24 protein-coding genes are annotated in these 25,681 nt (G+C 41.5%); 17 read left to right on the forward strand and 7 right to left on the reverse strand.

The window, feature by feature from the left end:
• Positions 1 to 113 precede the first annotated feature (113 nt).
• The 3 genes from HYI04_RS03150 to HYI04_RS03160 all read left to right on the forward strand — a co-directional run bounded on the left by HYI04_RS03150 (position 114) and on the right by HYI04_RS03160 (position 4,819).
• Entirely contained in the window at positions 114 to 563 is a 450-nt protein-coding gene (locus HYI04_RS03150; RefSeq protein ID WP_010326959.1) for a GNAT family N-acetyltransferase, read from the forward strand.
• A 159-nt stretch (positions 564 to 722) separates the two neighbouring features.
• Positions 723 to 3,662, forward strand: coding sequence for an insulinase family protein (locus HYI04_RS03155; RefSeq protein WP_094149052.1), 2,940 nt, complete (start codon positions 723 to 725; stop codon positions 3,660 to 3,662).
• A 17-nt stretch (positions 3,663 to 3,679) separates the two neighbouring features.
• On the forward strand, positions 3,680 to 4,819 hold the full coding sequence (locus HYI04_RS03160; RefSeq protein ID WP_178895826.1) for a phospholipase A: 1,140 nt from the start codon (positions 3,680 to 3,682) through the stop codon (positions 4,817 to 4,819).
• Positions 4,820 to 4,881: 62 nt separating this feature from the next.
• Here HYI04_RS03160 and HYI04_RS03165 read toward each other — a convergent pair whose 3' ends face one another.
• Together HYI04_RS03165 and HYI04_RS03170 are read right to left on the reverse strand one after the other, a co-directional pair.
• Positions 4,882 to 6,231: a TrkH family potassium uptake protein gene (locus HYI04_RS03165; RefSeq protein ID WP_178895827.1), complete on the reverse strand. Its 1,350-nt coding sequence runs from the start codon at positions 6,229 to 6,231 to the stop codon at positions 4,882 to 4,884.
• Entirely contained in the window at positions 6,228 to 6,881 is a 654-nt protein-coding gene (locus tag HYI04_RS03170) for a TrkA family potassium uptake protein (RefSeq protein ID WP_178895828.1), read from the reverse strand. Before HYI04_RS03170 ends, HYI04_RS03165 begins: the two co-directional genes overlap by 4 nt.
• 150 nt (positions 6,882 to 7,031) lie before the next feature.
• On the opposite strand from HYI04_RS03170, the gene HYI04_RS03175 reads away from it, so the two are divergent.
• Positions 7,032 to 7,526, forward strand: a complete 495-nt coding sequence (locus tag HYI04_RS03175) for a hypothetical protein (protein WP_178895829.1) — start codon at positions 7,032 to 7,034, stop codon at positions 7,524 to 7,526.
• Between the two features lie 40 nt (positions 7,527 to 7,566).
• On the opposite strand, the gene ilvA is transcribed toward HYI04_RS03175, so the two are convergent.
• Positions 7,567 to 9,105 carry a threonine ammonia-lyase, biosynthetic gene (gene ilvA, locus HYI04_RS03180; RefSeq protein ID WP_178895830.1) on the reverse strand — a complete coding sequence of 513 codons (1,539 nt, stop codon included), beginning with the start codon at positions 9,103 to 9,105 and terminating at the stop codon, positions 7,567 to 7,569.
• 107 nt (positions 9,106 to 9,212) lie between these two features.
• On the opposite strand from ilvA, the gene rpiA reads away from it, so the two are divergent.
• The 8 genes from rpiA to HYI04_RS03220 all read left to right on the forward strand — a co-directional run bounded on the left by rpiA (position 9,213) and on the right by HYI04_RS03220 (position 17,139).
• Complete coding sequence (gene rpiA / locus HYI04_RS03185; protein WP_178895831.1) at positions 9,213 to 9,884, forward strand: ribose-5-phosphate isomerase RpiA; 672 nt, start codon at positions 9,213 to 9,215, stop codon at positions 9,882 to 9,884.
• 127 nt (positions 9,885 to 10,011) lie between these two features.
• Positions 10,012 to 10,695, forward strand: a complete 684-nt coding sequence (locus HYI04_RS03190) for a SprT family zinc-dependent metalloprotease (RefSeq protein ID WP_010326953.1) — start codon at positions 10,012 to 10,014, stop codon at positions 10,693 to 10,695.
• A 259-nt stretch (positions 10,696 to 10,954) separates the two neighbouring features.
• Positions 10,955 to 11,989: a GGDEF domain-containing protein gene (locus tag HYI04_RS03195; RefSeq protein WP_010326952.1), complete on the forward strand. Its 1,035-nt coding sequence runs from the start codon at positions 10,955 to 10,957 to the stop codon at positions 11,987 to 11,989.
• A 107-nt stretch (positions 11,990 to 12,096) separates the two neighbouring features.
• Positions 12,097 to 13,152, forward strand: coding sequence for an N-acetyl-gamma-glutamyl-phosphate reductase (argC, locus tag HYI04_RS03200; protein WP_171056745.1), 1,056 nt, complete (start codon positions 12,097 to 12,099; stop codon positions 13,150 to 13,152).
• Positions 13,153 to 13,231: 79 nt separating this feature from the next.
• Positions 13,232 to 13,978: a DUF6776 family protein gene (locus HYI04_RS03205; RefSeq protein WP_010326950.1), complete on the forward strand. Its 747-nt coding sequence runs from the start codon at positions 13,232 to 13,234 to the stop codon at positions 13,976 to 13,978.
• A gap of 17 nt (positions 13,979 to 13,995) precedes the next feature.
• A complete protein-coding gene (gene clpS / locus HYI04_RS03210) occupies positions 13,996 to 14,412 on the forward strand; it encodes an ATP-dependent Clp protease adapter ClpS (protein WP_004981811.1) in 417 nt (138 codons plus the stop codon).
• A gap of 9 nt (positions 14,413 to 14,421) precedes the next feature.
• Positions 14,422 to 16,698, forward strand: coding sequence for an ATP-dependent Clp protease ATP-binding subunit ClpA (gene clpA, locus HYI04_RS03215; RefSeq protein WP_010326949.1), 2,277 nt, complete (start codon positions 14,422 to 14,424; stop codon positions 16,696 to 16,698).
• A gap of 87 nt (positions 16,699 to 16,785) precedes the next feature.
• The gene (locus HYI04_RS03220; protein ID WP_010326948.1) at positions 16,786 to 17,139 is read left to right on the forward strand and encodes a YnfA family protein; all 354 of its coding nucleotides are present in this window, start codon (positions 16,786 to 16,788) and stop codon (positions 17,137 to 17,139) included.
• Positions 17,140 to 17,166: 27 nt separating this feature from the next.
• Here HYI04_RS03220 and HYI04_RS03225 read toward each other — a convergent pair whose 3' ends face one another.
• The 3 genes from HYI04_RS03225 to HYI04_RS03235 form a co-directional block, all read right to left on the reverse strand.
• Positions 17,167 to 17,640 carry a hypothetical protein gene (locus HYI04_RS03225; RefSeq protein WP_010326947.1) on the reverse strand — a complete coding sequence of 158 codons (474 nt, stop codon included), beginning with the start codon at positions 17,638 to 17,640 and terminating at the stop codon, positions 17,167 to 17,169.
• A 90-nt stretch (positions 17,641 to 17,730) separates the two neighbouring features.
• Positions 17,731 to 18,651: an ornithine carbamoyltransferase gene (argF, locus tag HYI04_RS03230; protein WP_010326946.1), complete on the reverse strand. Its 921-nt coding sequence runs from the start codon at positions 18,649 to 18,651 to the stop codon at positions 17,731 to 17,733.
• A 119-nt stretch (positions 18,652 to 18,770) separates the two neighbouring features.
• On the reverse strand, positions 18,771 to 19,421 hold the full coding sequence (locus HYI04_RS03235) for a TetR/AcrR family transcriptional regulator (protein WP_005401081.1): 651 nt from the start codon (positions 19,419 to 19,421) through the stop codon (positions 18,771 to 18,773).
• A 246-nt stretch (positions 19,422 to 19,667) separates the two neighbouring features.
• Between HYI04_RS03235 and prpB the strand changes: the two genes are divergently transcribed.
• From prpB to HYI04_RS16865, 5 genes are all read left to right on the forward strand, one after another.
• A complete protein-coding gene (gene prpB, locus HYI04_RS03240) occupies positions 19,668 to 20,552 on the forward strand; it encodes a methylisocitrate lyase (protein WP_004696708.1) in 885 nt (294 codons plus the stop codon).
• Positions 20,553 to 20,554: 2 nt separating this feature from the next.
• Entirely contained in the window at positions 20,555 to 21,691 is a 1,137-nt protein-coding gene (prpC, locus tag HYI04_RS03245) for a 2-methylcitrate synthase (protein WP_004696709.1), read from the forward strand.
• Between the two features lie 188 nt (positions 21,692 to 21,879).
• Entirely contained in the window at positions 21,880 to 22,341 is a 462-nt protein-coding gene (locus tag HYI04_RS03250; RefSeq protein WP_010326945.1) for a DUF2147 domain-containing protein, read from the forward strand.
• A gap of 302 nt (positions 22,342 to 22,643) precedes the next feature.
• The gene (locus tag HYI04_RS16860) at positions 22,644 to 23,156 is read left to right on the forward strand and encodes a hypothetical protein (protein ID WP_228127580.1); all 513 of its coding nucleotides are present in this window, start codon (positions 22,644 to 22,646) and stop codon (positions 23,154 to 23,156) included.
• An 11-nt stretch (positions 23,157 to 23,167) separates the two neighbouring features.
• Entirely contained in the window at positions 23,168 to 23,536 is a 369-nt protein-coding gene (locus HYI04_RS16865) for a hypothetical protein (protein ID WP_228140123.1), read from the forward strand.
• A 67-nt stretch (positions 23,537 to 23,603) separates the two neighbouring features.
• On the opposite strand, the gene HYI04_RS03260 is transcribed toward HYI04_RS16865, so the two are convergent.
• Entirely contained in the window at positions 23,604 to 25,241 is a 1,638-nt protein-coding gene (locus HYI04_RS03260) for a long-chain-fatty-acid--CoA ligase (RefSeq protein WP_010326941.1), read from the reverse strand.
• Positions 25,242 to 25,681: the final 440 nt, after the last annotated feature.

Below are 25,681 nucleotides of genomic sequence, written 5' to 3' on the forward strand. Positions count from 1 at the left end.
AAAGCGACATTTTACACCAATGCTCAAGATTGCTGTAGTTTGTTGAGGAAAATTCATTTTATTTACGTGGCAAATGTAGTGAAATGGCTTTGCTCATATTCAAGGAAGTTTAGATGGAAATTTTAATTCAAGCGGCAGAACAATTACCTCCTCAAATACAAGCTTTAGCACAACTGGCGGCAAAAGAAGGATATGAACCGTTGACCCGCTTGATCGAAGAATATCAAAGTGGAAAAAATCGTTTTGATCAAACGGGTGAGGTGTTGTTATTGGCCTATGATCAAGACCAATTGATTGCCTGTGGCGGTTTAAATCAACAATGGGGTGAGAATGAAATCGAGGCGCGTATTGGGCGCGTACGTCGTTTTTATGTACATCCTAAATACCGTAAGAGCGGTGTGGGTCGTCAGTTGTTGGCGCATCTAGAAAAATGTGCACGTCCGAACTTTTCTGCACTGTGTTTAAATACCGCAGATTTGTCAGCAGCCAGTTTTTATCAAAAGCAAAACTATGTTTTTGTAGAAAATCACCCGAACTATAATTATTTTAAATATCTCATCTAGTTTTACTTTTTGAGAACGCTTCCCTCAAAAAGACTGAAATTTGGAAAGCAGCGAGATGCTTTTCAAATTTCCAGCAAATTACTCGGGTTTTCAGCGTGAAATCTTTTGACAACTAAAGCTATAATGCAGGCAGTGTATTAATTATTGTTAGGAGATCACATGACTGTAGATGTCACTGAAACCATTTCTCAAACTGTACATCCTGCGTTTCAGTTGGTACGTCAACACCATGTTGAAGCTTTAGACATTTTAGTGTCTGAATATAAACATAAAGTCACTGGGGCAGTGCATTATCACTTGGCCACCAATCATGATGAAAATGTATTCTTGGTTGCCTTTCGCACCCAACCTATGGATTCAAAAGGCGAAGCGCATATTTTAGAACACACAGCACTGTGCGGTTCGGAAAAGTTTCCTGTTCGTGATCCGTTCTTTTTAATGATTCGTCGTTCACTGAACACTTTTATGAACGCCTTTACTGCGGCGGACTGGACAGCGTATCCATTTGCGACTCAGAATAAGAAAGATTTCCAAAATTTACTCGAAGTGTATTTAGATGCGGCTTTTGCAGCCAATTTGAATCCGCTGGATTTTGCCCAAGAAGGAATCCGCATTGAGCTTGAAAACGGTGAGCCTGTTTATAAAGGTGTGGTTTTCAACGAAATGAAAGGGGCTATGAGTTCGCCTTCAGACCAGTTGTATCATCAGTTAGCGCACCACTTATTCCCTGAAACCACTTATCACTACAACTCAGGTGGCGACCCTAAAGATATTCCAGACTTGACTTACCCTGAGTTAGTGGATTTCTACAAGTCGCATTATCACCCAAGTAACGCAGTTTTCATGACCTTTGGTAATGAGCCTGCTTACAATCTACAAGAGCAGTTTGAAACTTTAGCCTTGGCCAAGTTTTCAAAAGGTGAAACGCTCTTTTCTAAAGAAGAGCGCCGTTTGACTGCGCCACTAGAAGTGACTGAAACCTATGCGGTAGATGCAGAAGATTTAAAAGACAAAACTTATCACATTATTTCGTGGTTATTGCCTAAAGCCAGTGAGATCAAACTACGCTTAGGTATGCGCCTTGTTGAAGGTGTATTGTTAGAAGATTCAGCTTCTCCATTGCGTCATTATTTAGAGACCTGTGGTTATGCACAGTCTACTGGCCCGATTATGGGTGTAGATGATTCAAACTACGAAATGACTTTCTACTGTGGCGTACAAGGTTCAAACCCTGAACATACAGCTGAGTTTAAAGCAGGTGTGTTTAAGGTTTTAGAAGATGTTGCTTCGAAACCTGTCGATCAAAACATGGTGGATGCGATTTTACATCAAATTGAATTGCACCAACGTGAAATCAATGGCGATGGCATGCCTTACGGTCTAAGCCTGATTTTAAATGGTTTGGGCAGTGCGATTCACCACAGCGACCCAGTCACTGTATGGGATGTGGACTCAGCCATTGCTGCGGTAAAAGAAGAACTGAAAGATCCAATGTGGTTGTCAAACTTAATCAAAACCTATTTGATTGATAACCCGCACCGTGTACAAATGACTTTGGTGCCTGATGCCAATAAATCTGCAGTAGAAGCAGCGGCAGAAAAAGCACGTTTAGCCGAAATAGGTGCGCAGCTAACAGACGCTGAAAAAGCAGAAATTGAAGCACAAACTGAAGCACTTAAAGTCCGTCAAGATACCCCTGATGACCTTAATCTTTTGCCAAAAGTGGGCTTGGAAGATGTGCCTGCTGAACTGCAAATTGTACAAGGGCAGTTGCGCGAGATTATCTCAAATCGTATCGATTATCCGTTGAATCTTTATCATGCGGGTACCAACGGTATTTACTACAACCAAGTACTGATTGAAATTCCGCAAGATGTAGTGCAGTCACCTTACTTTAACTTGCTATCCATTTTGATGGGTGAAGTTGGTGCAGGTCAGTATGACTATCTTGAACTACAACAACTACAAACTGCGGTGAGTGGTGGTTTAGGTATGGGCGCCTCTTTACGTTCTCAAGTAAATGACAAAAATCAAATCAGTGCATGGTTAACGCTGACCACAAAATCGTTGGTGAGTAATTTTGACAGTATTGCTTTGTTGAAGTTGGCATTTGAACAACTTCGTTTTGACGAAAAAGATCGCATTGTTGAGTTATTGCAACAACGTAAAACACGTTGGGCATCCCGTCTTTCAGGTTCAGGTCACAGTTATGCCATGCAAATTGCAGGACGTAACCACAGTGCTTTGGCAAAACGTGATTATCACAACACGGGCTTAGGTGCATTAAACTGGTTAGGCGATCTAGTCAGCCGTATTGAAAAAGATGCAGCAGCTTATGATGATTTGATCAATGAATTAAAAGCGATTCATTTAAAACTTTTACAAGCACCAAAACAGTTCTTACTGGTTTGTGAAGAACATCAGTCAGACCGTTTGGTTGAAGAAGTTCAAAATGTGTGGGACAAGTTAGCTATTCCTGAGCAAACTGTGACTTTAAAAGCTACTGAGCAGGTTGATACTGATGCAGATGAGGCGTGGTTAATTCAAGCCAATGTTCAATTCTGTTCATCGGCTTATCAGGCTGTTGAGGTGTCACATCCAGATGCTGCACCGCTGATGGTACTGGCAGCGTACTTGCGTAATGGTTTCTTACACAGTGCAATTCGTGAAAAAGGTGGGGCTTATGGTGGTGGCGCAAGCTATGACGGCAATGCATGTTCATTCCGCTTCTATAGCTATCGTGACCCGCGTTTGGCTGAAACCTTCAATGACTTTGAAGCCAGTGTGCAATGGTTGCTCAATACTGAGCAAAAGCCTCATCAGCTTGAAGAAGCAATTTTAGGTTTGATTGCTGGTATGGACAAACCAGGTTCACCAGCGGGTGAAGCGATTACGGCATGTTATGCACTTTTACATGCACGTACGCCAGCCTTCCGTAAGCAGTTACGTAGCCGTCTTTTGGCTGTGGGTTTAGAGGACTTGCAACGTGTGGCGGTACAATACTTGCTTGAACAAAAACCAACGAAAGCTGTGGTTGCACCTATGGCGAAGCGTGATACTTTAATTGAGTTAGGTTTTAGTATTCAACAAGTTCAGTAAAACAATAAGAGGGTCGTATGGCGTTCAAATCATTTGAGCGTTCAACTTTAGTACTGAGCATGACTGTACTCAGTACTTTGGGTGTCGCTAAAACACATGCACAAATTTCCGAAGTACCCGCAGCTCCTGCAACAGCCGAGGCATGTGTTGCATTAGCATCGAATGCAGACCGTTTGGCTTGTTATGATGCATTATTTAAAATTCCTGAAGCGGTAAAACCACATATTGTTTCTGAGCAACGTGCAGCTATGGAAATTGCACCAGAACCTGAAAATATCACAGGGAAGATTGCACAAAGTGTAAGCTCTGTCTTTGCTTCGGAAGGCCCTAAAATATCGCCAAATTTATCTTTAATGGATAGCCGTTGGGAGCTTTCACCAGAAAGCAAACTGGGAACTTGGAATATTCGTGCCTACCAACCTGTGTATTTAATGCCTGGTTTTTGGACGACAGATAAAAATGAATATCCACAAAGTCCAAATCCGACCAATACGGTGGATGAAGATCAGAACCTAAAGTCAATGGAAGCGAAATTCCAACTGTCTTTAAAAACTAAAGCGGTGGAAAACCTATTTGGGGACAATGGTGATGTTTGGTTGGGTTATACCCAGTCTTCTCGTTGGCAGCTTTATAATAGTGATGAATCACGTCCGTTCCGTGAAACAAACTATGAGCCTGAAGCCAGTTTGGTTTTCCGCACCAATTATGAATTGTTGGGTTTAAATGGTCGCTTACTGGGATTAACTTTCAATCACCAGTCTAATGGTCGTTCCGATCCGCTGTCACGTAGTTGGAACCGTGTCATGTTGAATGTGGGTTTAGAAAGAGACAACTTTGCGCTCATGCTGCGCCCTTGGTACCGTCTAGACGAAGACGCCGATGATGATAATAACCCTGATATTAAGGATTATGTCGGACGGGGTGATTTAACAGCATTCTACCGTTGGAATGAACATGATTTTTCAGTCATGCTACGCCATAGTTTAAAAGGTGGCGATGACTCGCGCGGTGCTGCACAGTTTGACTGGGCTTTTCCTATTTCAGGGAAGTTGCGTGGCCATTTCCAGTTGTTTGATGGTTATGGCGAAAGTTTAATTGATTATAACCACCGAGCGACTTATGTGGGCTTGGGCGTGTCTTTAATGAATTGGTACTAATTTAGAAACATAAAAAAACCACGTTTGATACGTGGTTTTTTTATGTTTAAGTGTTAGGTTTCTTAACCAATTTGAATATCAGCAGTTGGGTGTTTTAGGCGGCTCTTTTTCGGCGTTGCTATCAGGTAGGCCAGCGTTAAAGGACCTAAACGACCTGCAAACATCAAGAGCATCAGAATAAATAAACTTGCAGGTTGAAGTTCGCCGGTGATGCCACGTGACAAACCGACAGTACAAGCAGCGGAAATGGCTTCAAATAACAAATCCATAAACTGATGATTAGGTTCGATTAAAGATAAACTAAAGATGCCTAAGAAAATAAGTGCTGTAGTAATAGAGACGACAGCCATCGCCTTAAAAGAGGTTTTTTGAGAAACAGAGTGATTGAACACACGAATTTCATCTTCACGTCTAAGGAAGCTAATCACGCTGAGTAAAACAATAATAAAAGTACCTACTTTAATCCCGCCCGCGGTACTCATCGAGCCGCCCCCAATGAACATCAGTAACATGGTCACGAGGGTCGAAGCATCTTTCATTTGTGCTAAATCAAGACTGTTAAAGCCCGATGAACGAGGCACGGTGGCATGGAACCATGCATTTAAAGCTTGGTCACCTAAGCTCATTGGCGCTAAAGTGAGGGGATTGTTCGATTCAATCGCCCATAAGAGAACAAAAGCAATCAGGTTCAAACCTGCAATGGTGGATAAAATCAGTTTGCTATTGGTACTTAAGCCTTTCCAACGTTTGCTGCGTTTAATGTCCATTAACACCACAAAACCTGTCCCACCAATGATGTATAGCATACTGATGGTAAAGGTAATGAGATACTGACCCGAGAAGCTCATTAGACTGTTGGGAAACAGTGAAAAGCCACCATTGTTAAATGCGGATACACTGTAAAAAGCCGCATAAAACAGAGCTTGATTGAAGTTGTAATCTTCTAACCATGCAATGGTCAAAATAACCGTGCCGATCGCTTCAAAAAATAAGGAATACAGCAGTACCCCTTTAATGGTGAAGGATACTTTGGATAAGCTGGTTTGGCCAATGGTCTCTTGCGCCATGATTTGTTGCTTTAAACCGAGTTTGGTCGACAGACTCAGTGCGGCTAAAATTGCAAAAGTCATAAAGCCTAAGCCACCAATTTGAATCAGTAGCATGATGATGATTTTACCTGTTACGGTAAAAGTTTCACCGACATTCACCACAGACAGTCCCGTAATGGTGACTGCTGAGCTGGCGGTGAACAAAGAGTGAATCCAACTGAGTTCACCGTGGTGCGAAATGGGTAACTTTAATAATAGAGTCCCAATAATAATAAAGCTCAAAAAACCCAAAGCCAGCAGGCTGGGCGGGCTTAAATTAATGGTACTGTTTTGTGGGGTTTGCCATTCTTTGACTTTTTTCATGATTTGAACCGTGCTGAAAGACGACGTAATGTTTCAACTAAACCTTCAACAACAAGAATATCACCCACTTGTAAAATTAAATTGGGGTCAATGCTGTACAAAACGTTTTTTCCGCGTTTATGGAGTAATGTTTTCACATCAGGTGCTTGATCCATCAGTTGGCGGAAGCGAGTCCCTTGTAGTTTTTCATCAATTTCAATTTTGACAATATAGTGGTTATCTTCAAGCGCCATATAGCGACTGACCATGGGATAGCATAAAGACTGCGCAATCCGCACGCCCATGTCCTCTTCAGGGTGAATAATTTTACTAATCCCTAAATGGCTTAAAATCATATGGTGCGACTTTGATTTGGCTTTGACCCAAATTTTTTCAACCCCAATATTTTTGAGGTGCAGCACACACAAAATACTGGCTTCAATATTTTCACCAATTGCGACCACCACGGCATCGCAGTTTTTAATATTTAATTCATCGAGGACATGTTCATCTGTTGCGTCGGCGATGACAGCATGGGTCACCTGCTCAGAAATATTTTCAACATATTTTTTTTCACTATCGATACCAATGACATCATGTCCCAGTTCAATGAGTTGAGTTGCAACTGTGGCTCCAAAGCTTCCTAAACCAATCACTGCAAATTGTGCCATGTCATCTTTCCTTTAAATTTTTTTATACGTCGATTGTTAACGAATGTTGTGCCAAATTTCACAAGATGTCATCTTTATACAGACACGCTATTTTCGATCAACCGCGCTTTGCCTTATACCAATATATCACTCATCCAAAGGAGTATATAAATGCGGAAGACACTGTATGAATCCCTGAGGATCGCGTTTCCAGAATTGAATGATACCGCAATTCCAGAAGAACAAGATGAGTTCGAGCACTTTGTACGTTGGTTGAATAGCTATTATTCAAACATTCAAAAAATAGAGCTCGATGATTTTCGACAAAATGGTATTGATGAATGCCATCGACTCCAACAGTTAGGTATTGACTTAGACGAGCTGAAAAACCAAATCAATGATGATATGGCGTCTTTTTATCAAATGTATGACAGTGAGGAAGAAGAAACCTCAGACATGCATGGTTATGATTTTGAATTTAGTTTTGATGTTATTTTTAACCACATTAAAATTTTTATTGAGCCTTATGAACTCAGTTTACTGGTTATTGAGCGAGAGAACCCCTATTGGCTGTTGGTACCGCATAATGATGAACTGATCGACAGGATTATTGTCACGTATAACCACACGTTTGGTGATGAAGAGCCGCTGCAGCTCATAGAATAAAACCGCCTCGAAGGGCGGTTTTATGTATGTATTGAATCTTTTATTTTAAGAAACGTTGATAACCTAGGTTATTGGTAATTTCTTCATATGGATACGAAATACTTTCTAAGGTTTCAATCAACCCATCTGGGTTTTGTTTCGCATCACTTGCTTCTAAACCAACAAGGACACGACCTTCCGCCGCACCATGGTTGCGGTAGTGGAATAGGGTAATGTTATGCGTAGGGCCAAGGCGTTCGAGGAACATTAACAGTGCACCTGGACGTTCAGGGAACTCAACACGGAACAAACGCTCATTTTCAAGGTCTGCATGACCACCAATTAGGTAGCGAATATGCAGTTTTGCCACCTCATCATCAGACAAGTCATCGACATCGAACTGCGTTTTCAGCGCTTCAAAAATATCGTGACGCTCTTTTTCACCGCCTTTTAAGCTAATCCCGACAAAGACTTGCGCTGCACTGGCATCGCTCGCACGGTAGTTAAACTCGGTGATATTACGGCCCTGTAGCGCTCGGCAGAAATTCAGGAATGAACCTTTTTTCTCTGGAATGGTCACCGCAAAAATAGCTTCTTTACGTTCACCCAATTCAGTACGTTCTGCAATATAACGTAAACGGTCAAAGTTCATGTTGGCACCGCATACAATTGAAACGATGTTTTGCCCAATCAGCTCGTGAGTTTCAACATATTTTTTAATCCCTGCCAAGGCCATCGCACCCGATGGTTCAACGATGCTACGACATTCATCATAGGTGTCTTTAATGGCGGCACAAATTTCATCGGTATTGACTAAAACCACTTCACGCTCAACGATCGGGCCTGAGTTATCCGACTTTTGTAGTTGAATCACTTCAAATGGTTTTTCACCAATTTGTGCTACAGCTGTGCCATCAGCAAATAGACCAACTTGAGGCAGTACTACGCGTTCACCTGCTTCAAATGCGGCTTTTAAACAAGCAGATTCGTCATATTCAACAGGAATAACTTTGACATGTGGTGCAACATCGCCTAAGTAGGCTGCTATACCAGCAATTAAACCGCCGCCACCAACAGCGACGAAAACGTAGTCGACATCGCGCCATTGGCGCAAAATTTCATTGCCAATCGTGCCTTGACCTGCCATGACCAGTTCATCGTCATAGGGAGGGATAAAACTCATACCGTCTTCTGCGGCACGTTGAATTGCGTATTTGTTGGCAACATCAAAAGAGTCGCCGTGGAGAACCACTTCACCGCCTAAGCGTTTGACTGCCTGAACTTTAATATCTGGGGTAGTTTTCGGCATCACAATAATGGCACGAATCCCGAGTTTTTTACCTGACAGTGCTACGCCTTGGGCATGGTTGCCAGCAGATGCAGTAATCACGCCACGTTCAAGTTGAGCTCTAGGAAGTTGGCTAATGCGGTTATAGGCACCGCGTAGCTTAAATGAAAAGACTGGTTGTAAGTCTTCACGTTTAAAACGAATGTTGTTATTGAGTTTCTCACTAATTCGAGGTGCCGCTTCGAGTGGAGTTTCGATTGCAACATCGTAGACTGTTGCTTGTAATATTTGTCGAACCAAACGAGACAGCATGTTAATTTCCCATTTAACAGTTTAAAATAGAGGATCATTGTAACAAACCCCTGTACATTTGGGCTGTAAAATCAGCAACAAATGTCAAAAAATAGTTGAGCCAAATTATGAGTCTGTATGCTACCCAAGATGAAAAAAAGCAAGCTGCTGCAAAAGCTGCCTTAAAGCACTTACCTAAAGGTGGCATTTTAGGGGTGGGTACAGGCAGCACCGTAAATTTCTTAATTGAACTTTTACCAGAACTTCAGCTTGAAGCGGCTGTGGCAAGTTCAGAAGCAACGGCTGAGCGCTTAAAGAAATTAGGCATTGAAGTGGTTGATATGAACTCTGTCGGCGGTTTAGATGCCTATGTCGATGGGGCAGATGAAATTGACCGTCATATGCATATGATCAAAGGCGGTGGCGCCGCACTGACTCGCGAGAAAATTGTGGCTTCAATTGCGAGAAAATTTGTTTGTATTGTGGATGACTCTAAGTGGGTCGATCAATTGGGCCGCGACTTTCCACTTCCGATTGAAGTGATTCCAATGGCTCGTTCAGCTGTGGCACGTAAAATTGTCTCACTTGGTGGTGATCCTGCTTACCGTGAAGGCGTGGTGACGGATAACGGTAACGTGATTTTAGACGTTTATAACTTAAATATCTTAAATGCGCTTGAGCTTGAAAAAACCATTAACGACATTCCAGGTGTGGTGTGTAATGGTATTTTTGCAATCAATAAAGCAGATGTGGCAGTTGTTGCAACAGACAGTGGTATTGAAGAGCGTACCGTGGTTTAATTTTAAATCTTCCCTGAGCTCTTCTTTTAAAAAGAGGGGCTAAAAGCAAAAACATTTTTATCTTATGTTTTTCTCCCTCCTTTCAAAAGGAGGGTCGGGAGGATGATTCAATAAAAGAATAATATTAATGACCTTAGCAGACCTACCTGAAATTCAAATCACCCATCATGCACGTGCGACCCGGTTACGACTTCGTGTTGAACCAACTCAAATTCGTTTAACCGTGCCTAAATTTTGTAGCAAACGGCAAATTCAGGATTTTTTAAATCAATCTGAACAGTGGATGGTTGAAACTTGGCAGAAGCAACAAGCCAGTCTGCTACAGATAGATCAAACCCTTCCCACAGAATTACGGTTATTTAATCGCCAAAATGCTTTAACGGTGAGCTATCAAACACAAAAAAATGCATATATTTTGGATGAGGATAATCACCAGCTTTGGATCAGTGACCGTCAGCCCGAAAGTTATTTAAAATCTTTTGTAATTGCATATGCCAAACAGCACTTGCCTGTTTATTTGCAACAGATTAGTCATGAAACTGGTTTAAAATTTGCACAATGTTCAATTCGTCAGCCCAAGACCCGCTGGGGGAGTTGTAGTGCCAAATATGACATCATGCTTAACAGTGCTCTAGTGCTGTTTCCTGAAGTCATTACGCGTTACGTCTGTGTGCATGAACTCGCACATACGCAACATTTTGATCATAGTGCACGTTTTTGGGCGGAAGTTGCCAAATATGATGCCACTTTTCAACAGCATCGAAAAACCTTAAAAACAACCGCATTGCCGTATTGGTGGGCAAGCGTTTAAAGTTAATTTTACGTGCAAAATTTAAAAATAATTTCTTCTGATTGATTGAGCGTTAGTCAAAAAATGCTCTAAACTTCATGATCTAAGGTAAACATTCCTCAATTTCAGTCCAAAGACCTCAAATGTGAATTTTACAGATATCCACTATTTTATATTAATCGTTCCAGCTTGCCTGATTTTAATGGGAAGCTTACTTTTAATATGTCATTTTGCTTTTAGGGCTCCCTCATATTTATTGTGGCTCGGGCTTGGATATATTGTGCCTTCGTTTTCTGTGGCGGCACAAAGTTTTATGTCGAATAAGCAGTTGGCTTTGTCGGCACCCATTTTAGGCAGTATGTATTTGTTTGGTGCATGGGCCAGCGCTTATGCTATGGGCTTAAGAAAGAATGCGAATGCACGTCCATATTGGTGTCTGGCCTTGGTCGTAATGGCTTTACTTTCACTGAGTTATTATTCCTATGTAGATGATCAACTGTGGATCAGGATGCTGATTCTGAACATTTCAATTGCATTGGTTGAGTTTTTGGTTTTGTTTTCAATGTTTAAACATTATCAAGGGATTGATTTGCTCAATAAAATAGTCGACTTTTCCTACTTGTTTATTGTGCTGTATACCTTTGTTCGCGGAATCATTATTTTTCTCTTTTTAAGAAATATCGAAGTAGACATGCTGGCAAACTCAGTCTGGTGGTTGATGATGCTTGCTGCGAGCATTATCTTAAGTATGTGGTTTGCAATAGTGCTGCTCGGAACCTTGGTGCGCGATATTATCCATCAACTCAATGATGAGCGGCTAAGAGATCCGCTAACACATTTATTCAATCGACGTGGCTTTAACGAAGCCGCTAAACGAAAGTTGCATCAGCTCTCTAAACAGTCTTATTTCTTGCTCATGTGTGATATTGACCATTTTAAGAAAATTAATGACACCTATGGGCATTTGGTGGGTGATCAAATTTTACAACAAGTCGGTCAAATTATTGGGCAAAACGTCTGTGATCATGACTTAGTGGGGCGTTTTGGCGGGGAAGAGTTCATTGTCTTATTGCAAATTGATGACCCCACGCTGGCTTATAACATTGCCAATCGTATTCGTTTAGGTATTGCCGATGCACAATTATCCTCAAAAAGTATTGCCGTGACAGCAAGTTTTGGACTGGCTGCAGTACATCAACCCAACTTAAAATATGCCATACATACTGCCGATCAATTGTTATATCAGGCGAAACATTCGGGACGAAATCAGATTGGTTTTGAGCCTGCACAGAGTATATTGGATGCGTCTCATTAGGTGTCGATAGCACTAAAAACGCATAAATTCCAAGTAAAACAGTTTAGAAAGCAGAAACTTCCTGTCATACTAGGCAGTTACGAAATGGACAGTTTAAGTTTGAGGTAATACACGTGATTTCAGTTGGTATTGTCGGCGGTACAGGTTATACAGGCGTTGAATTGTTGCGTCTTTTACTACGACACCCAAATGTGCAAGTAAGCGTATTAACATCGCGTACAGAAGACGGTCGCCGTGTAGATGATATGTTCCCAAGCCTACGTGGACATACCGAACTCAAATATTCAGATTTGAATATTGATGAACTGAAAAAATGTGATGTGGTGTTCTTTGCGACACCGCATGGCGTTGCCATGAAGTATGCCGAAGAGTTGGTGGCTGCAAATACTAAAGTGATTGACCTTGCCGCAGACTTTCGTTTACAAGACTTAGAACAGTTTGAAAAATGGTATGGTATGCAGCATGCGTGCCCTGAACTACTGAAAGACTCGGTTTATGGTTTATCAGAATTAAACCGTGAGCAGATTAAACAAGCCAATGTCATTGGTAACCCTGGTTGTTATCCAACAACAGTACAACTGGGTTTAGCGCCGTTATTTAAGCAAAACGACACATTAGTTAAACCTGAAAGCATTATTATTGATGCAAAATCGGGTGTGTCTGGTGCTGGTCGTAAAGCCAGCCTTGGTATGATCTATTCTGAAAATGCTGATAATTTCAAAGCTTATGGCGTTGCAGGTCACCGTCATCATCCTGAAATTGTGGAAGCGTTGGAAGATATTTCAGGCTTAAAAGATGTATTTAACCACATTTTGTTTGTTCCGCATTTGGTGCCAATGATTCGTGGCATGCTGAGCACGATTTATGTGGACTTAACCGATGCGGGTGAAGCTGCTGATTTGCAAAGTTTATATGAACAGTTTTATGCCAATGAAGCTTTTGTCGATGTGATGCCTGCGGGAAGTTCACCAGAGACACGTTCTGTGCGGGGCGCAAATCAACTACGTATTGCACTGTATAAACCACAACCGAAAAAATTAGTGGTCATTTCTGTACAAGACAATTTGGTTAAAGGGGCAGCAGGTCAGGCCGTTCAAAACATGAACTTAATGTTTGGATTTGCTGAAACTGCGGGCCTAGACGGAATTGGTTTATTACCATAAAAAACGTTTTAAAACTTCACACACATTTAGATTTCGATTTAAATGTGTGTTTTGAATTGAATCAAAATAAGAGATGACGATGCCGAACACTGACACAAATATGACGTCACAACAGCCTGAACCTGCAAAGCCGTTTTTACAGACCAATAAGCCCTTGGCAATTGGTGCTGCAATATTGATGGTTGCAAGTGGGGTATTGGGCTATACCGTCGGACATCGTCAGGGTTTAACGGTGGTAGGTTTTGATGCAGATGCTGAGCAACTGGTCGAAGTGGTACAAAAGCAAAAGACCAGTCTGGATGCTTTAAATAAAAACTACAATGCTGCTGTTCAGGAGCGTGATGTTGCTGTGACCAATTCAAATGAGCTGTATTTGTCATTGCAAAAAGCTTTAGATCAACAAGCGCAATCTGAAACCACTGCTGTGATTTACCGTGAGGTTTTACGTCAACGCGGCGGTATTCCACTGGCTGTGCAGCATATTGCGATTAAACCTTTGCCTGAAAATGCATTTGAATATCAACTCGACTTGGTTCAAGTCAGTCCATCTAAACGTGCAGCTTCAGGTACAGTTGAACTCCGACTCATTCGTGGTACAGAGGTTTTAGTTGTACCTCTTGAAGACAAAAACTTTAACTTTGAAAACTATGAGCGTTTAACAGGGCGTTGGACAATGCCTAAAGGCTTTATGCCACAGTTTATCGAAGTCCGTTTAACAGGTAGCACACCAGTGACACGACGCTTTAGTTGGTCACGTGGTGAAGCCGTAGAAAGTCAATCAGCATTTGTCTCTGAAATTCCTCAGGCTGAGGCGAATGCACAATAATTGTGAATTGTAAGTTTATGGGTATCTCTAAGCGTTCAACGTGTTTAAATGAAATCAAGCAGTCTTTTCATGAATCTGGCTATGTCGATTGGCATATCAGCCCGCGCTTGAGCAATGATGAACCGCATGAAGAAGAAAATGGGGATGTCGCTGTTCAAACCGCGCCACCAGAACTTAAGCGTCCTCCACTCTATGCTGTCGTTTTAATGAACGATGACTACACCCCAATGGACTTTGTTATTGAAATTTTACAACAATACTTTGCTTTGAATCTTGACCAAGCCACTCAAGTAATGCTAACTGTACATTATGAAGGAAAAGGTGTTGCAGGCGTTTACCCGAGAGACATCGCGGAAACAAAAGCAAACCAAGTCAATAATTACGCTCGGTCTCAAGGTCATCCTTTACTTTGTCAGATTGAGCCGAAAGATTAAGGGGGTTCCATGCTCAGTCGTCAATTAGAAGTATCCTTACGTTTGGCTGTTAGTATGGCTCGACAAAAGAGACATGAATTCCTAACCGTTGAACATTTATTATTGGCTTTACTCGATAATGATTCGGCCGTAAATGCATTGAAAGCCTGTGGTGCAGATATTATTGTGCTTCGCAAAGAGCTTGAAGAATATGTAGAGCAGCACACCCCTAAACTGGGCGAAAACAGTGACCAAGCTCCGCATCCAACTGAAAGTTTTGACCGTATTTTACAACGTGCAATTTTCCATGTGCAATCAAGTGGTGGTGATCGTACAGTTGAAGGCGCAGATATTTTAGTGGCGATGTACTCTGAGCGTGACTCTTTTGCAGTCTACCTCTTAAAACGCCATCAAATTAACCGTTTAACTCTGACACAATACTTGGCCCACGGCACACGTAAAGACGAAGTGCAAGTGGAAGAAGAAATTGAAGATCTCGATGGTGAATCTGCTAGTTCAAGCAACGCAGGCCCTTTAGAGCTGTATACGAGCAACTTAAATGTTGAGGCACAAAAGGGTAAAACGGATCCTTTAATTGGTCGTGAAAAAGAAATTGAGCGTGCAGCACAAATTCTATGCCGTCGTCGTAAAAATAACCCGTTATTGGTCGGTGATCCTGGTGTCGGTAAAACATCGATTGCTGAAGGCTTAGCTTGGCTCATTGTTAATGGTAAAGCACCGAAACCATTGGCAAATGCTGAAGTGTATAGTTTGGACATTGGGGCTTTGGTGGCAGGAACCAAATACCGTGGTGACTTTGAAAAACGTTTAAAACAGCTTTTGAACGCGTTGAAAAAGAAACCAGAAGCAGTTTTGTTTATTGACGAAATCCACATGATTATTGGTGCAGGCTCAAGTATGGGCAGCACGATGGATGCGTCAAATTTGATTAAACCCGCTTTGGCCAATGGCTCATTGCGCTGCATCGGCTCAACCACATTCCAAGAATACCGCCAAGTCTTTGAAAAAGATCATGCATTGTCACGCCGTTTCCAAAAAATTGATGTCAATGAGCCATCTATTTCAGAAACGATTGATATTCTACGTGGTTTGAAGAGCAAGTTTGAGGATTTCCATCATGTTAAATATGATGACAAAGCATTAATTTCTGCGGTTGAGCTGTCTGCGAAGTTCATTAATGATCGTTTCTTGCCAGATAAAGCCATTGATGTCATTGATGAAGCAGGGGCACAACGTCGTCTGAAAGCTGAACAAGATGACACCTTGATTACCGTGGAAAATATTGAAGATATCGTGTCGAAAATTGCACGTATTCCACCAAAAACTGTGTCTAAAGATGACAAGACCGTTCTTGAAAATCTTGAGCGTGATTTAAAACGTGTGGTCTTTGGTCAAGATGAAGCCATTGAAGCTTTAGGCTCAGCAATTAAGCTGTCGCGTGCAGGCTTAAAATCACCAGATAAGCCTGTGGGTAGTTTTGTTTTTGCAGGCCCAACTGGGGTAGGGAAAACAGAAGTCACCAAGCAGCTTGCGAAATTACTGGGTGTTGAGCTGGTTCGCTTCGATATGTCAGAGTATATGGAACGCCATGCAGTTTCACGTTTGATCGGTGCGCCTCCAGGTTATGTGGGCTTTGATCAAGGCGGTCTATTGACCGATGCGATTCATAAAAATCCGCACTGTGTATTATTGCTAGATGAGATTGAAAAAGCGCATCCAGACGTGTTCAACTTATTGCTACAAATCATGGATCATGGTTCATTGACCGATAACAATGGTCGTAAATCAGACTTCCGTAATGTGGTGTTGGTCCTGACCACAAATATTGGCGCGGAAAGTATTTCTCGCGTGAGTATTGGTTTTATGGATCAAGACAATAGCAATGATAACCAAGATGCGATGAAAAAAGCATTTTCTCCAGAGTTCCGTAACCGTTTAGACAGCGTGATTCAGTTTAAAGCTTTACCAACGACAGTAATTGAAAATGTAGTGGATAAATTCTTAACTGAATTGCAAGCACAACTCGATGATAAAAAAGTCATTCTAGAAGTGGATCAAAGTGCACGTGAGTGGATGGCTGAAAATGGCTATGACCGTTTAATGGGCGCTCGCCCAATGCAACGACTCATCCAAGAGCATTTGAAAAAGCCACTGGCTGAAATGATTCTATTTGGTGAGCTTGCAGAACATGGTGGTAATGTTGCGGTCTCTGTGAAGAACGAAAATGGTAAAGCGGTTGGCTTAAAACTTGAAGTTTTTGAAGACCAAACGGCTGAACCTGCTTAAAGATCGCTACATAATAAAAAACCTGTGTTCGCACGGGTTTTTTATTGAAAAAGTATTTAACAGTTAGAAGTCACAAAAGTAGGTTGCATGGACATTCAATTGACGAAAGTTTTAAGTACATTTGTACTGTTTTTGGTAACCGCTGTGATGGAAATATTAGGCTGTTATTTCCCTTATTTGATTTTAAATCAGGGAAAAAGTCATTGGTTGTGGATTCCTACAGCTTTAGCGCTAGGTGCTTTTGTGTGGTTGTTGACTTTACATCCGGCTGCGTCAGGACGTATTTATGCCGCCTATGGCGGAATTTATATTTTTACCGCATTGCTATGGTTGCGTTATATTGATCAAGTATATTTATCCCGTTGGGACCTGATGGGTGGGGTAGTGGTACTAATTGGCGCGGGCATGATTATCTTACAACCGCAAGGATTGGTTCGCTAAAGTAGAGAACCAATCGCTAGAAAGGTACTATTTGATACCACAATCTTTTTGCTTGAGTTCTAAATCGTAGCTATTTTTCTCAGAGCTGAGCTGTAATTTTACAATGTAGGGGTTATGGTGTTGATATTGATGCTCGAAGAAAATATTGCAGTTTTGCACAACATTCTTTTTAATCACTTTTTGAACTTCTTTCGCACCCAAATCCTGTTCAAACTGCGCAAAATCAGGGGTAATGATCAAGCCTTTAAGCTCGGTACGGTCTGCATATAGATTAAATTGTTCAATGATAGTGTTGTTATCAATTTCAATTGGGAGGGTTCGAGAGTCTTCTGCAGTTAATACCGTTAATATTTCATTCAACGTTTCTGGTTGCTTAATTTTAAAATTTTGATCAATGATTTGTTTGGATTGTAAGTAGTCATCAAACTCTGAGGCTTGAACCTGAAAAAAAGTAGAGCTCAGAATTGTAGCAAGGCACAGGCCAGTTTTTTTGAAATGCATGGAAAGTGTCGCTTATAAAAATTATGTTCCGATTATAGCTTTGCTCGTATAAAAAAAGCACCCTTAGGTGCTTTTCGTTGGAAAAATTAATTAATCTTTCTTAGTGTTTTCATTGATTAAAAACTCAACCAATGCTTTTTGTGCATGTAAGCGGTTTTCAGCTTCATCCCAAACCACGGCATTTTTATGGTCGAGCATCTTTTCAGAAATTTCTTCGCCGCGATGCGCAGGTAAACAATGCATAAATAAACAGTCAGGATGAGCAAGATCCATAAGACGTTCATTCACTTGATAGTCTGCAAAAGCCGCTTCACGAATTTTTTGCTCTTCTTCTTGGCCCATGCTTGCCCATACATCGGTCACGATGAGGTCTGCATTTACAGCAGCATCTTCAGCTGAGTTAACCAGTTCTGCACAATGTGCAAATTCACTTAAAAATTCTGCTTTGGGTTCATAACCTTTAGGTGCAGCAATTTTTAACTTGAAGCCCCACATATGCGCAGCTTCAATATATGAATTACACATGTTGTTGCCATCACCAATCCAGGCTACCGTTTTGCCTGCAATGGGCCCACGGTGTTCAACAAAAGTTTGAACATCTGCAAGTAGTTGGCAAGGGTGGTGATCATCAGTCAAGGCATTAATCACAGGAACTTTTGAATAAGAGGCAAAACGTTCAACAATGTCATGTCCAAAAGTACGGATCATCACAATATCCAACATGCTTGAAATCACGCGTGCTGAATCTTCAATCGGTTCACCACGACCCAATTGGGTGTCTCGTGGAGAGAGGAAAATTGCACTGCCACCAAATTGGCTCATGCCTGCTTCGAACGATACACGGGTACGGGTGCTCGATTTTTCAAAAATCATACCCATGACTTTACCAACAAATGGTTGGAATACTTCGCTGTTGTGCTGTTTACGCTTTAGTTCGATACCGCGTTGCACAACTTGGTTCAGTTCTAAAGTAGATAAATCGCGTAAGGTAAGAAAGTGACGTAGAGCCATTGTTACTCCACAATAATTGCTGAAAACCGAAATAGGTACAGAACAACAATTAGTTGTTGGTTGGTGGAAAGAAAAAGAGAGTCGATTAATATACTATATGCAAAGGAAATTGCAAAAAACTAGACTTTTTGATGACCTGCTAAGAAACGATCTACGCAATAATGAACATATTCTAGATTTTCTTGTTCATTTTCTTCAACATAGATGTTCATAAGCACGCGCCACTCTAATTCGCGCACAATGCCAAAAAAAAGCTGCGCAGAATAATTCGGGTGTTCACATCGAATAATGCCTATTTCATCTGCTTTGGTTAAAACACAAGCCACGGCATCTTCAATATGTTTAGGCCCTTGTTTGTGAATATGGAAGGCCAACTGTGGATTACGTTGCACTTGTTCCATAATGAGTCTTAAAAAAGAGGCATTTTCTGGAAGCACAAGATGCGTTTGAATATTTAAAATGGTTTGTATTAAATAAACGCGCAAATTGTCCTTAGTGAAATCAAAAGGCATACAAATATCTTTAAAAAACAGCTCACGACGGTAGTCGCAAATTGCTGTAAAAAGACCGTCTTTATTTCCAAAATATTTGTAAATCGATGCTTTTGAACCACCCGCATGATTGACAATATCATCAAGTGAAACTGCATCGTAGCCATGTTGCAAAAACAACTCGTTTGCACTTAATAAAAATGCAAGACAGCGTTCATGACCTCGTTTTGTGTGAGGTATGTCACGTGTAAGGGGTTCTAGTTGAACTGAGTCGTGCATATAACTAACAACAGCCTAATAAATGTGGATCTCTGGTTGCTATCATAGCAAAAATATGCACACATTGTTGTTTTGGGGCTTATCTGTTTACCACTAAACCCCAATGCATGGAAGAAAATTACACAATAAAAACGTGAACCATGGGACTAAAGTTTTAGAGTGATCATTCTAAAATGTCATAGCCAATTCAGTCATTATGGCTATACTCAAAACTCGAAAATTAAAGTAAATGCCGTGGAAAGGACGATGACAGAACAAAGATCTGCAGGCTTAAGATTTAGACAAGCACTGGAAGTGGAAAAACCATTACAAATTATCGGTACAGTCAATGCTTATGCAGCAATGATGGCGAAACAGGTGGGCTACAAGGCCATCTACCTTTCGGGTGCTGGTGTAGCCAACTACTCTTATGGATTGCCTGACTTAGGCATGACCAGTCTGGATAATGTTTTGGAAGATGTACGCCGCATTACCGAACGTGTAGACACCCCGTTACTGGTCGATATCGACACCGGTTGGGGTGGGGCATTTAACATTGCCCGTACTGTGAAACAAATGATTGCCGCAGGGGCAGCCGCAGTGCACATCGAAGACCAAGTAGCACAAAAACGTTGTGGCCACCGCCCCAACAAAGAAATTGTCACCCAACAAGAAATGGTTGATCGCGTAAAAGCCGCAGTTGATGCCAAAACCGATGCAAACTTTGTGGTGATGGCCCGTACCGATGCCCTACAAAAAGAAGGCCTACAAGCGGTGATTGACCGTGCCTGTGCCTGTGTAGAAGCCGGTGCCGATGCGATCTTTGCCGAAGCAATGACTGACATTACCATGTACAAAACCGTCTGTGATGCAGTCGGTGTCCCTGTACTGGCCAACATTACCGAATTTGGCGATACCCCGTACTACACCAAAGAACAACTGGCAGAACAAGGCATCTCGATGGTGCTGTATCCATTGTCACCGACCCGTGCCATGCAAAAGGCAGCACTGGAAGTCATGCATGCCATTCGCAATGACGGTACCCAAGTCAACGTCCTCGACAAAATGCAACAGCGCAAAGAACTCTACGAATTTCTGGATTATCACACCTTTGAAAACACATTAGACAAGCTGTTTAAACAGGAGAATTAAAAATGGCTGAAGGAAAAGTCCTCACAGGCGCAGGATTGCGCGGACAAGTCGCAGGTAAAACAGCACTATCAACCGTAGGCAAAAGCGGAGCAGGTCTAACCTACCGTGGTTATGACGTCCAAGACCTCGCTGAAAACTGCCAGTTTGAAGAAGTGGCTTACCTGATCTTCTTTGGTGAACTACCAACAGCAGCACAGCTCACCGCTTACAAGGCTAAACTTAAATCACTGCGCCAACTACCACAAGCACTCAAAGAAGTCTTAGAGCGTATCCCAGCAGACTCACACCCAATGGATGTAATGCGCACAGGCGTATCAATGCTGGGCAACCTAGAAACGGAACAATCTTTTGCAGAACAACAAGATGTTGCAGACCGTATTCTTGCAACCCTTCCAGCAATCATTTGCTACTGGTACCGTTTTAGCCATGATGGCGTACGCATTGAAGAAAACACCGATGATGATTCAATCGGTGCTCAATTCCTACACCTACTTCGTGGTGAAAAACCAAATGAACTGCATGAGCAAGTGATGAACGTATCACTGATCCTCTATGCAGAGCATGAATTCAACGCATCGACTTTCACCGCACGTGTATGCGCATCAACATTATCCGATATGCATTCATGCATCACTGGGGCAATTGGTTCACTACGTGGTCCATTGCACGGTGGAGCAAACGAAGCAGCGATGGAAATGATTGAAAACTGGACGTCCCCTGAAGAAGCAGAGCGAGAAATGCTGGGTAAATTGGAACGTAAAGAAAAGATCATGGGCTTTGGACATGCAATCTACAAAGACAATGACCCACGTAATGGCATCATTAAAATTTGGTCAGAGCGTTTAGCCAAAGATGTCGGTGACACGGTACTGTATCCAGTTTCAGTACGCTGTGAAGAAGTGATGTGGCGTGAAAAGAAATTATTCTGTAACGCAGACTTCTTCCATGCATCGGCTTACCACTTCATGGATATTGCGACTAAATTATTCACCCCAATCTTCGTGATGAGCCGTGTGACAGGTTGGGCAGCGCATGTGATGGAACAACGTGCAGACAACCGTATTATTCGCCCAAGTGCGGACTATACGGGGCCTGAGCTGCGTAAAGTAGTACCGATTGAAGAACGTTCAGCGGCTTAATATAAAGCTCTGATACATTATAAAAAAAGCCTCTTCGGAGGCTTTTTTTATATGCAATTTTTTTGTTGATGCTTCTCACAGCTTAATTCATATAAATATTTAATTTTAATGAAATAATAGATAATTAAAAGAATAGAATTGCTATAATCTCGACCGTTTATTTCTTCATTTTTATTGTAATTTACTTTATGAAACATAAGTTTTTGTGTGCATCAGCACTGTTTTTGGGGTTGTCTCATTCTGCTTTCGCCATGCCATTTGACCCGCTTATTGGAACATGGAAAGTGATTGATGATCGGACAGGATATTACATTTCAGATATTGTGATTCGTAAGAATTCTAAAACATCACAATATAGCGCAGTGGTGACTAAGTACTATCCTTTGGCTGGAGCGCCTGTGAGTGATGTATGTAGTAAGTGTCAGGGTGGGCTTAAGGATAAACCGATTTTTGGTATGCAAGTGCTGAATGGCTTAATGGGTGATGCAACAGGTCAAAAATTCGCAAAAGGCCAATGGCTGAATCCTCAAGATGGCCGTGTGTATAATATCAATACTGCGCAGTTAAATGCTGGTAAAGATCAGATGAAGGTACAAGCCACAGCAAAAGATGCGAAAGGTTTGAGCAACATGACATGGAAAAAGCTTTAAGTTTTTTGCTTGTATCGATAAAGCCATCGCACGGTCATAATGCGGTGGCTTTTTTATGGATAAAAAAGCTGGAAGGGTATTTTCTAGACTTGTTGAATCCGTATAAAAAGGAAAAATCATCTTTCGGAGTGCGTGGTCAAAGAAAATGTAGTCTATTTAATCGATGAGATGTACGTCATGACAGAGAGATGATTAAGATTTACTTAATTGATAATGATAACTATTATTGTGTGTTAAGCTTCGGTATCTCATGGCTGTATATACGAAAAATGACTCATCTTTATAGAAAGATTTTTACTACTGTGCTTTTGCGAATTTTTGGCTCGTTATTGATTTTGGGTGCCAGTTTAAGTATTTATGCGAAACCTGAAATGAAACCTTTACCTGCCAATATTGCAGAAATCGGCTCGGCTTATTACAGTTTTAAAGTCAAAGAGTTTACAACTACAGATCCAAATAAAACTTATCGCGTTTGGTTAGGTATTCCAAAGACAGTACAGAAGACGCCGAACGCCTATGCATCGGTCTTTATGCTGGATGGAAACGCTGCGATGTCCCATCTGAATGAAGAAATACTTAAGTCTTTGTATGAAAATGATGCCCCTGTATTGGTTGCCATTGGTTATAAAACCAATTTGTCATTTGCCACAGCTTTTCGTTCACTTGACTATACTCCAGCAGATTTATTAATGGGGAAACCCGCTCAAGACCCAAGAAATCCAGAGCGGATGAGCGGGGGACGTGCTAATTTTAGAAATGTGATTTTGAAGGATATCGCCCCTTGGGTTGAGCAGAATGTAAAGTTGGATGCGTAAAAAAGAGCGTTATGGGGCATTCCTATGGAGGGCTTTTTGTGCTTGATAGCTTGCTCGATGGGCGTTATTTCAACCATTTCTTTGCTGCAAGTCCATCACTTTCTTGGGCTGATGAGCGTATGATGCAAAAAATTAGAACAGTAAAATTAGTCAAAGAGCCACAAAAACATCTATTGTTGATGGAAGGTGATCTTTTAACACATACTGGAGCACAGCAAAGCGCTAATTTTGATGCAAATGGCATCAATAAAAATAGAGAAATTTTGTCTATATTCGATCAGCAGGGCATAGAGTCTAAATTTTTAATCTATCCAAATCTAAAGCATGGTGAGGTGTTTAAAGCGTCTTTATTAGACGTGCTTTCAAATAAATTGTATTGATGGTATTTACACTATCCGAACATGAGAAAAGCCTGATTATAAGATCAGGCTTTTATTCTCAACAACGTTAAACAGGATTTTGTTCCAGTAGGACTTGTCCATATTGGGCGCGGAGTTCACGTTTTAGCATTTTACCCGTACCGCTCAGTGGAATACTGTCGACAAAGATCACACGGTCAGGGATCTGCCATTTCGCAATTTTGTCGGTATAGTAGTCTAAGACACCTTGTTCAGTGACCGTGCTATCAGGTTTCTTCACAGCGATGACAATAGGACGTTCATCCCATTTTGGATGTTCGGCTGCAATAACGGCTGCCATAAGAATGTCTGAATGTCCCATCGCAAGGTTTTCAAGTTCAACTGATGAAATCCATTCGCCGCCAGACTTGATCAGATCTTTAGAGCGGTCACTGATGCATAAGAAGCCATCCTCATCTAAGGTTGCAATATCACCTGTGTCAAACCAGCCATCGGTTGTGAGTGCAGATTCATCTTTACCAAAGTAGCTATCAATAATCCAGTGACCCTTAATTTGTAGATTTCCAATTTGCTCACCATCGCGGGCAATTTCATGGCTGCCTTTTTCTTCATCGGTAAGACGTAAATCCACGCCAAAAGGCGGACGGCCTTGAGAAAGACGTAGCTTGAAACGCTCTTGTTCAGAGAGCTGTTGATGTTTGGCTTTAAGTTGGTTGGCAGAACCGAGTGGACTGGTTTCGGTCATGCCCCATGCATGGATAGTGTCGCAGTTATAGTCATTTTTAAAGGCCGCTAACATGGATGGTGGACATGCAGAACCACCAACAACGTTACGGTTCATACTTGCCAGCTGGCTGCCTGTTTGTTTGGCTGCTACCAGTAAACCTTGCCAAATGGTGGGAACACCCAAAGCCACAGTGACTTTATAGGTGTCAATCATATTCACTAAACTTGGCCCATCTAAGCCTGGCCCAGGCAATACAACTGTACAACCGACCATAGCTGCTGCATAAGGCGTACCCCAAGCATTGACATGGAACATGGGTACTACAGGCAACATAATGTCATTTGCAGACAGATTGAGAGAATCGGGTAGGCTGATGGCAAAACTATGCAAAATGGTGGAGCGGTGGCTATATAGCACGCCTTTTGGATTTCCAGTTGTGCCCGAGGTATAGCACAAAGAGCTTGCAGTTTGCTCATCAAAACTTGGCCATGTGAATTGTTCAGACTCTTTGCTGACCAAGTCATCATAAAATTTTACATCGGCAATTTTTTCTGCAATAGCGTCATCTACGGCATCTAAGCAAATAAAGTGCTCTACATGGGGTAAATGTGCTTTTACCGCAGCAATGAGTGGTGCAAAGGTTTTATCAAATAACACCACACGGTCTTGGGCATCATTGATAATAAAAATCAGTTGTTCTGGAAATAAACGTGGGTTGATGGTATGGCAAATATAGCCACTACCAGAGATCGCATACCAAGATTCTAGGTGACGATGATTGTTCCATGCGATGGTCGCCACGCGGTCACTTTGCGAAAGTCCTAAATCTTTGAGTACATTGGCAAATCGCTTAGAATTGGCTGCGACTTTGGCCCAGTTGGTTTCAGTGATACTTCCGTCTGTATTTTTAGAAATAATGGCTGTATCCGCATGGTAGCGTTCTGCGTGATCAATAAGATTGCTAATTAATAGCGGTTGAAACATCATACGTCCAAGCATGTATAAATATCCTTATCGTTGCTTTTTTATCAAATTCTTTATTGGTTGCTCGATACATCTGTTTTGAGCATTCATTGTATTTTTATCCTAGCTTGATCCAAATTTAAATCAAGCATTGTTTCATTCTCAGCCGCATTTTTAACAGCGATGTAATATAGAACCACAATTAAATGAAAAGCATCATTTAAAAAAGTAAATGACCATTTATCACTTTATGCTGTTATTCGACAAAAGGCACTTGAAATTTATAAAAAGTATGTTTAAAACTGTGTATAGCTCATGAGATATGAGTTGTGGGTATTTCAGGAAGATATACCTATTTTAAGAAGCGAATTTTTAAAAAATCATTTACAGGAGTTAAAAATGCTTCAGTTGTTTAAAAAATTATTTTGCATCCACGTTTATGAATATGAACAAATGACTGAAATAGGGGAGCATAT

The sequence above is a fragment of the Acinetobacter sp. SwsAc2 genome, assembly GCF_013391465.1.
Lineage (GTDB): Bacteria > Pseudomonadota > Gammaproteobacteria > Pseudomonadales > Moraxellaceae > Acinetobacter > Acinetobacter johnsonii.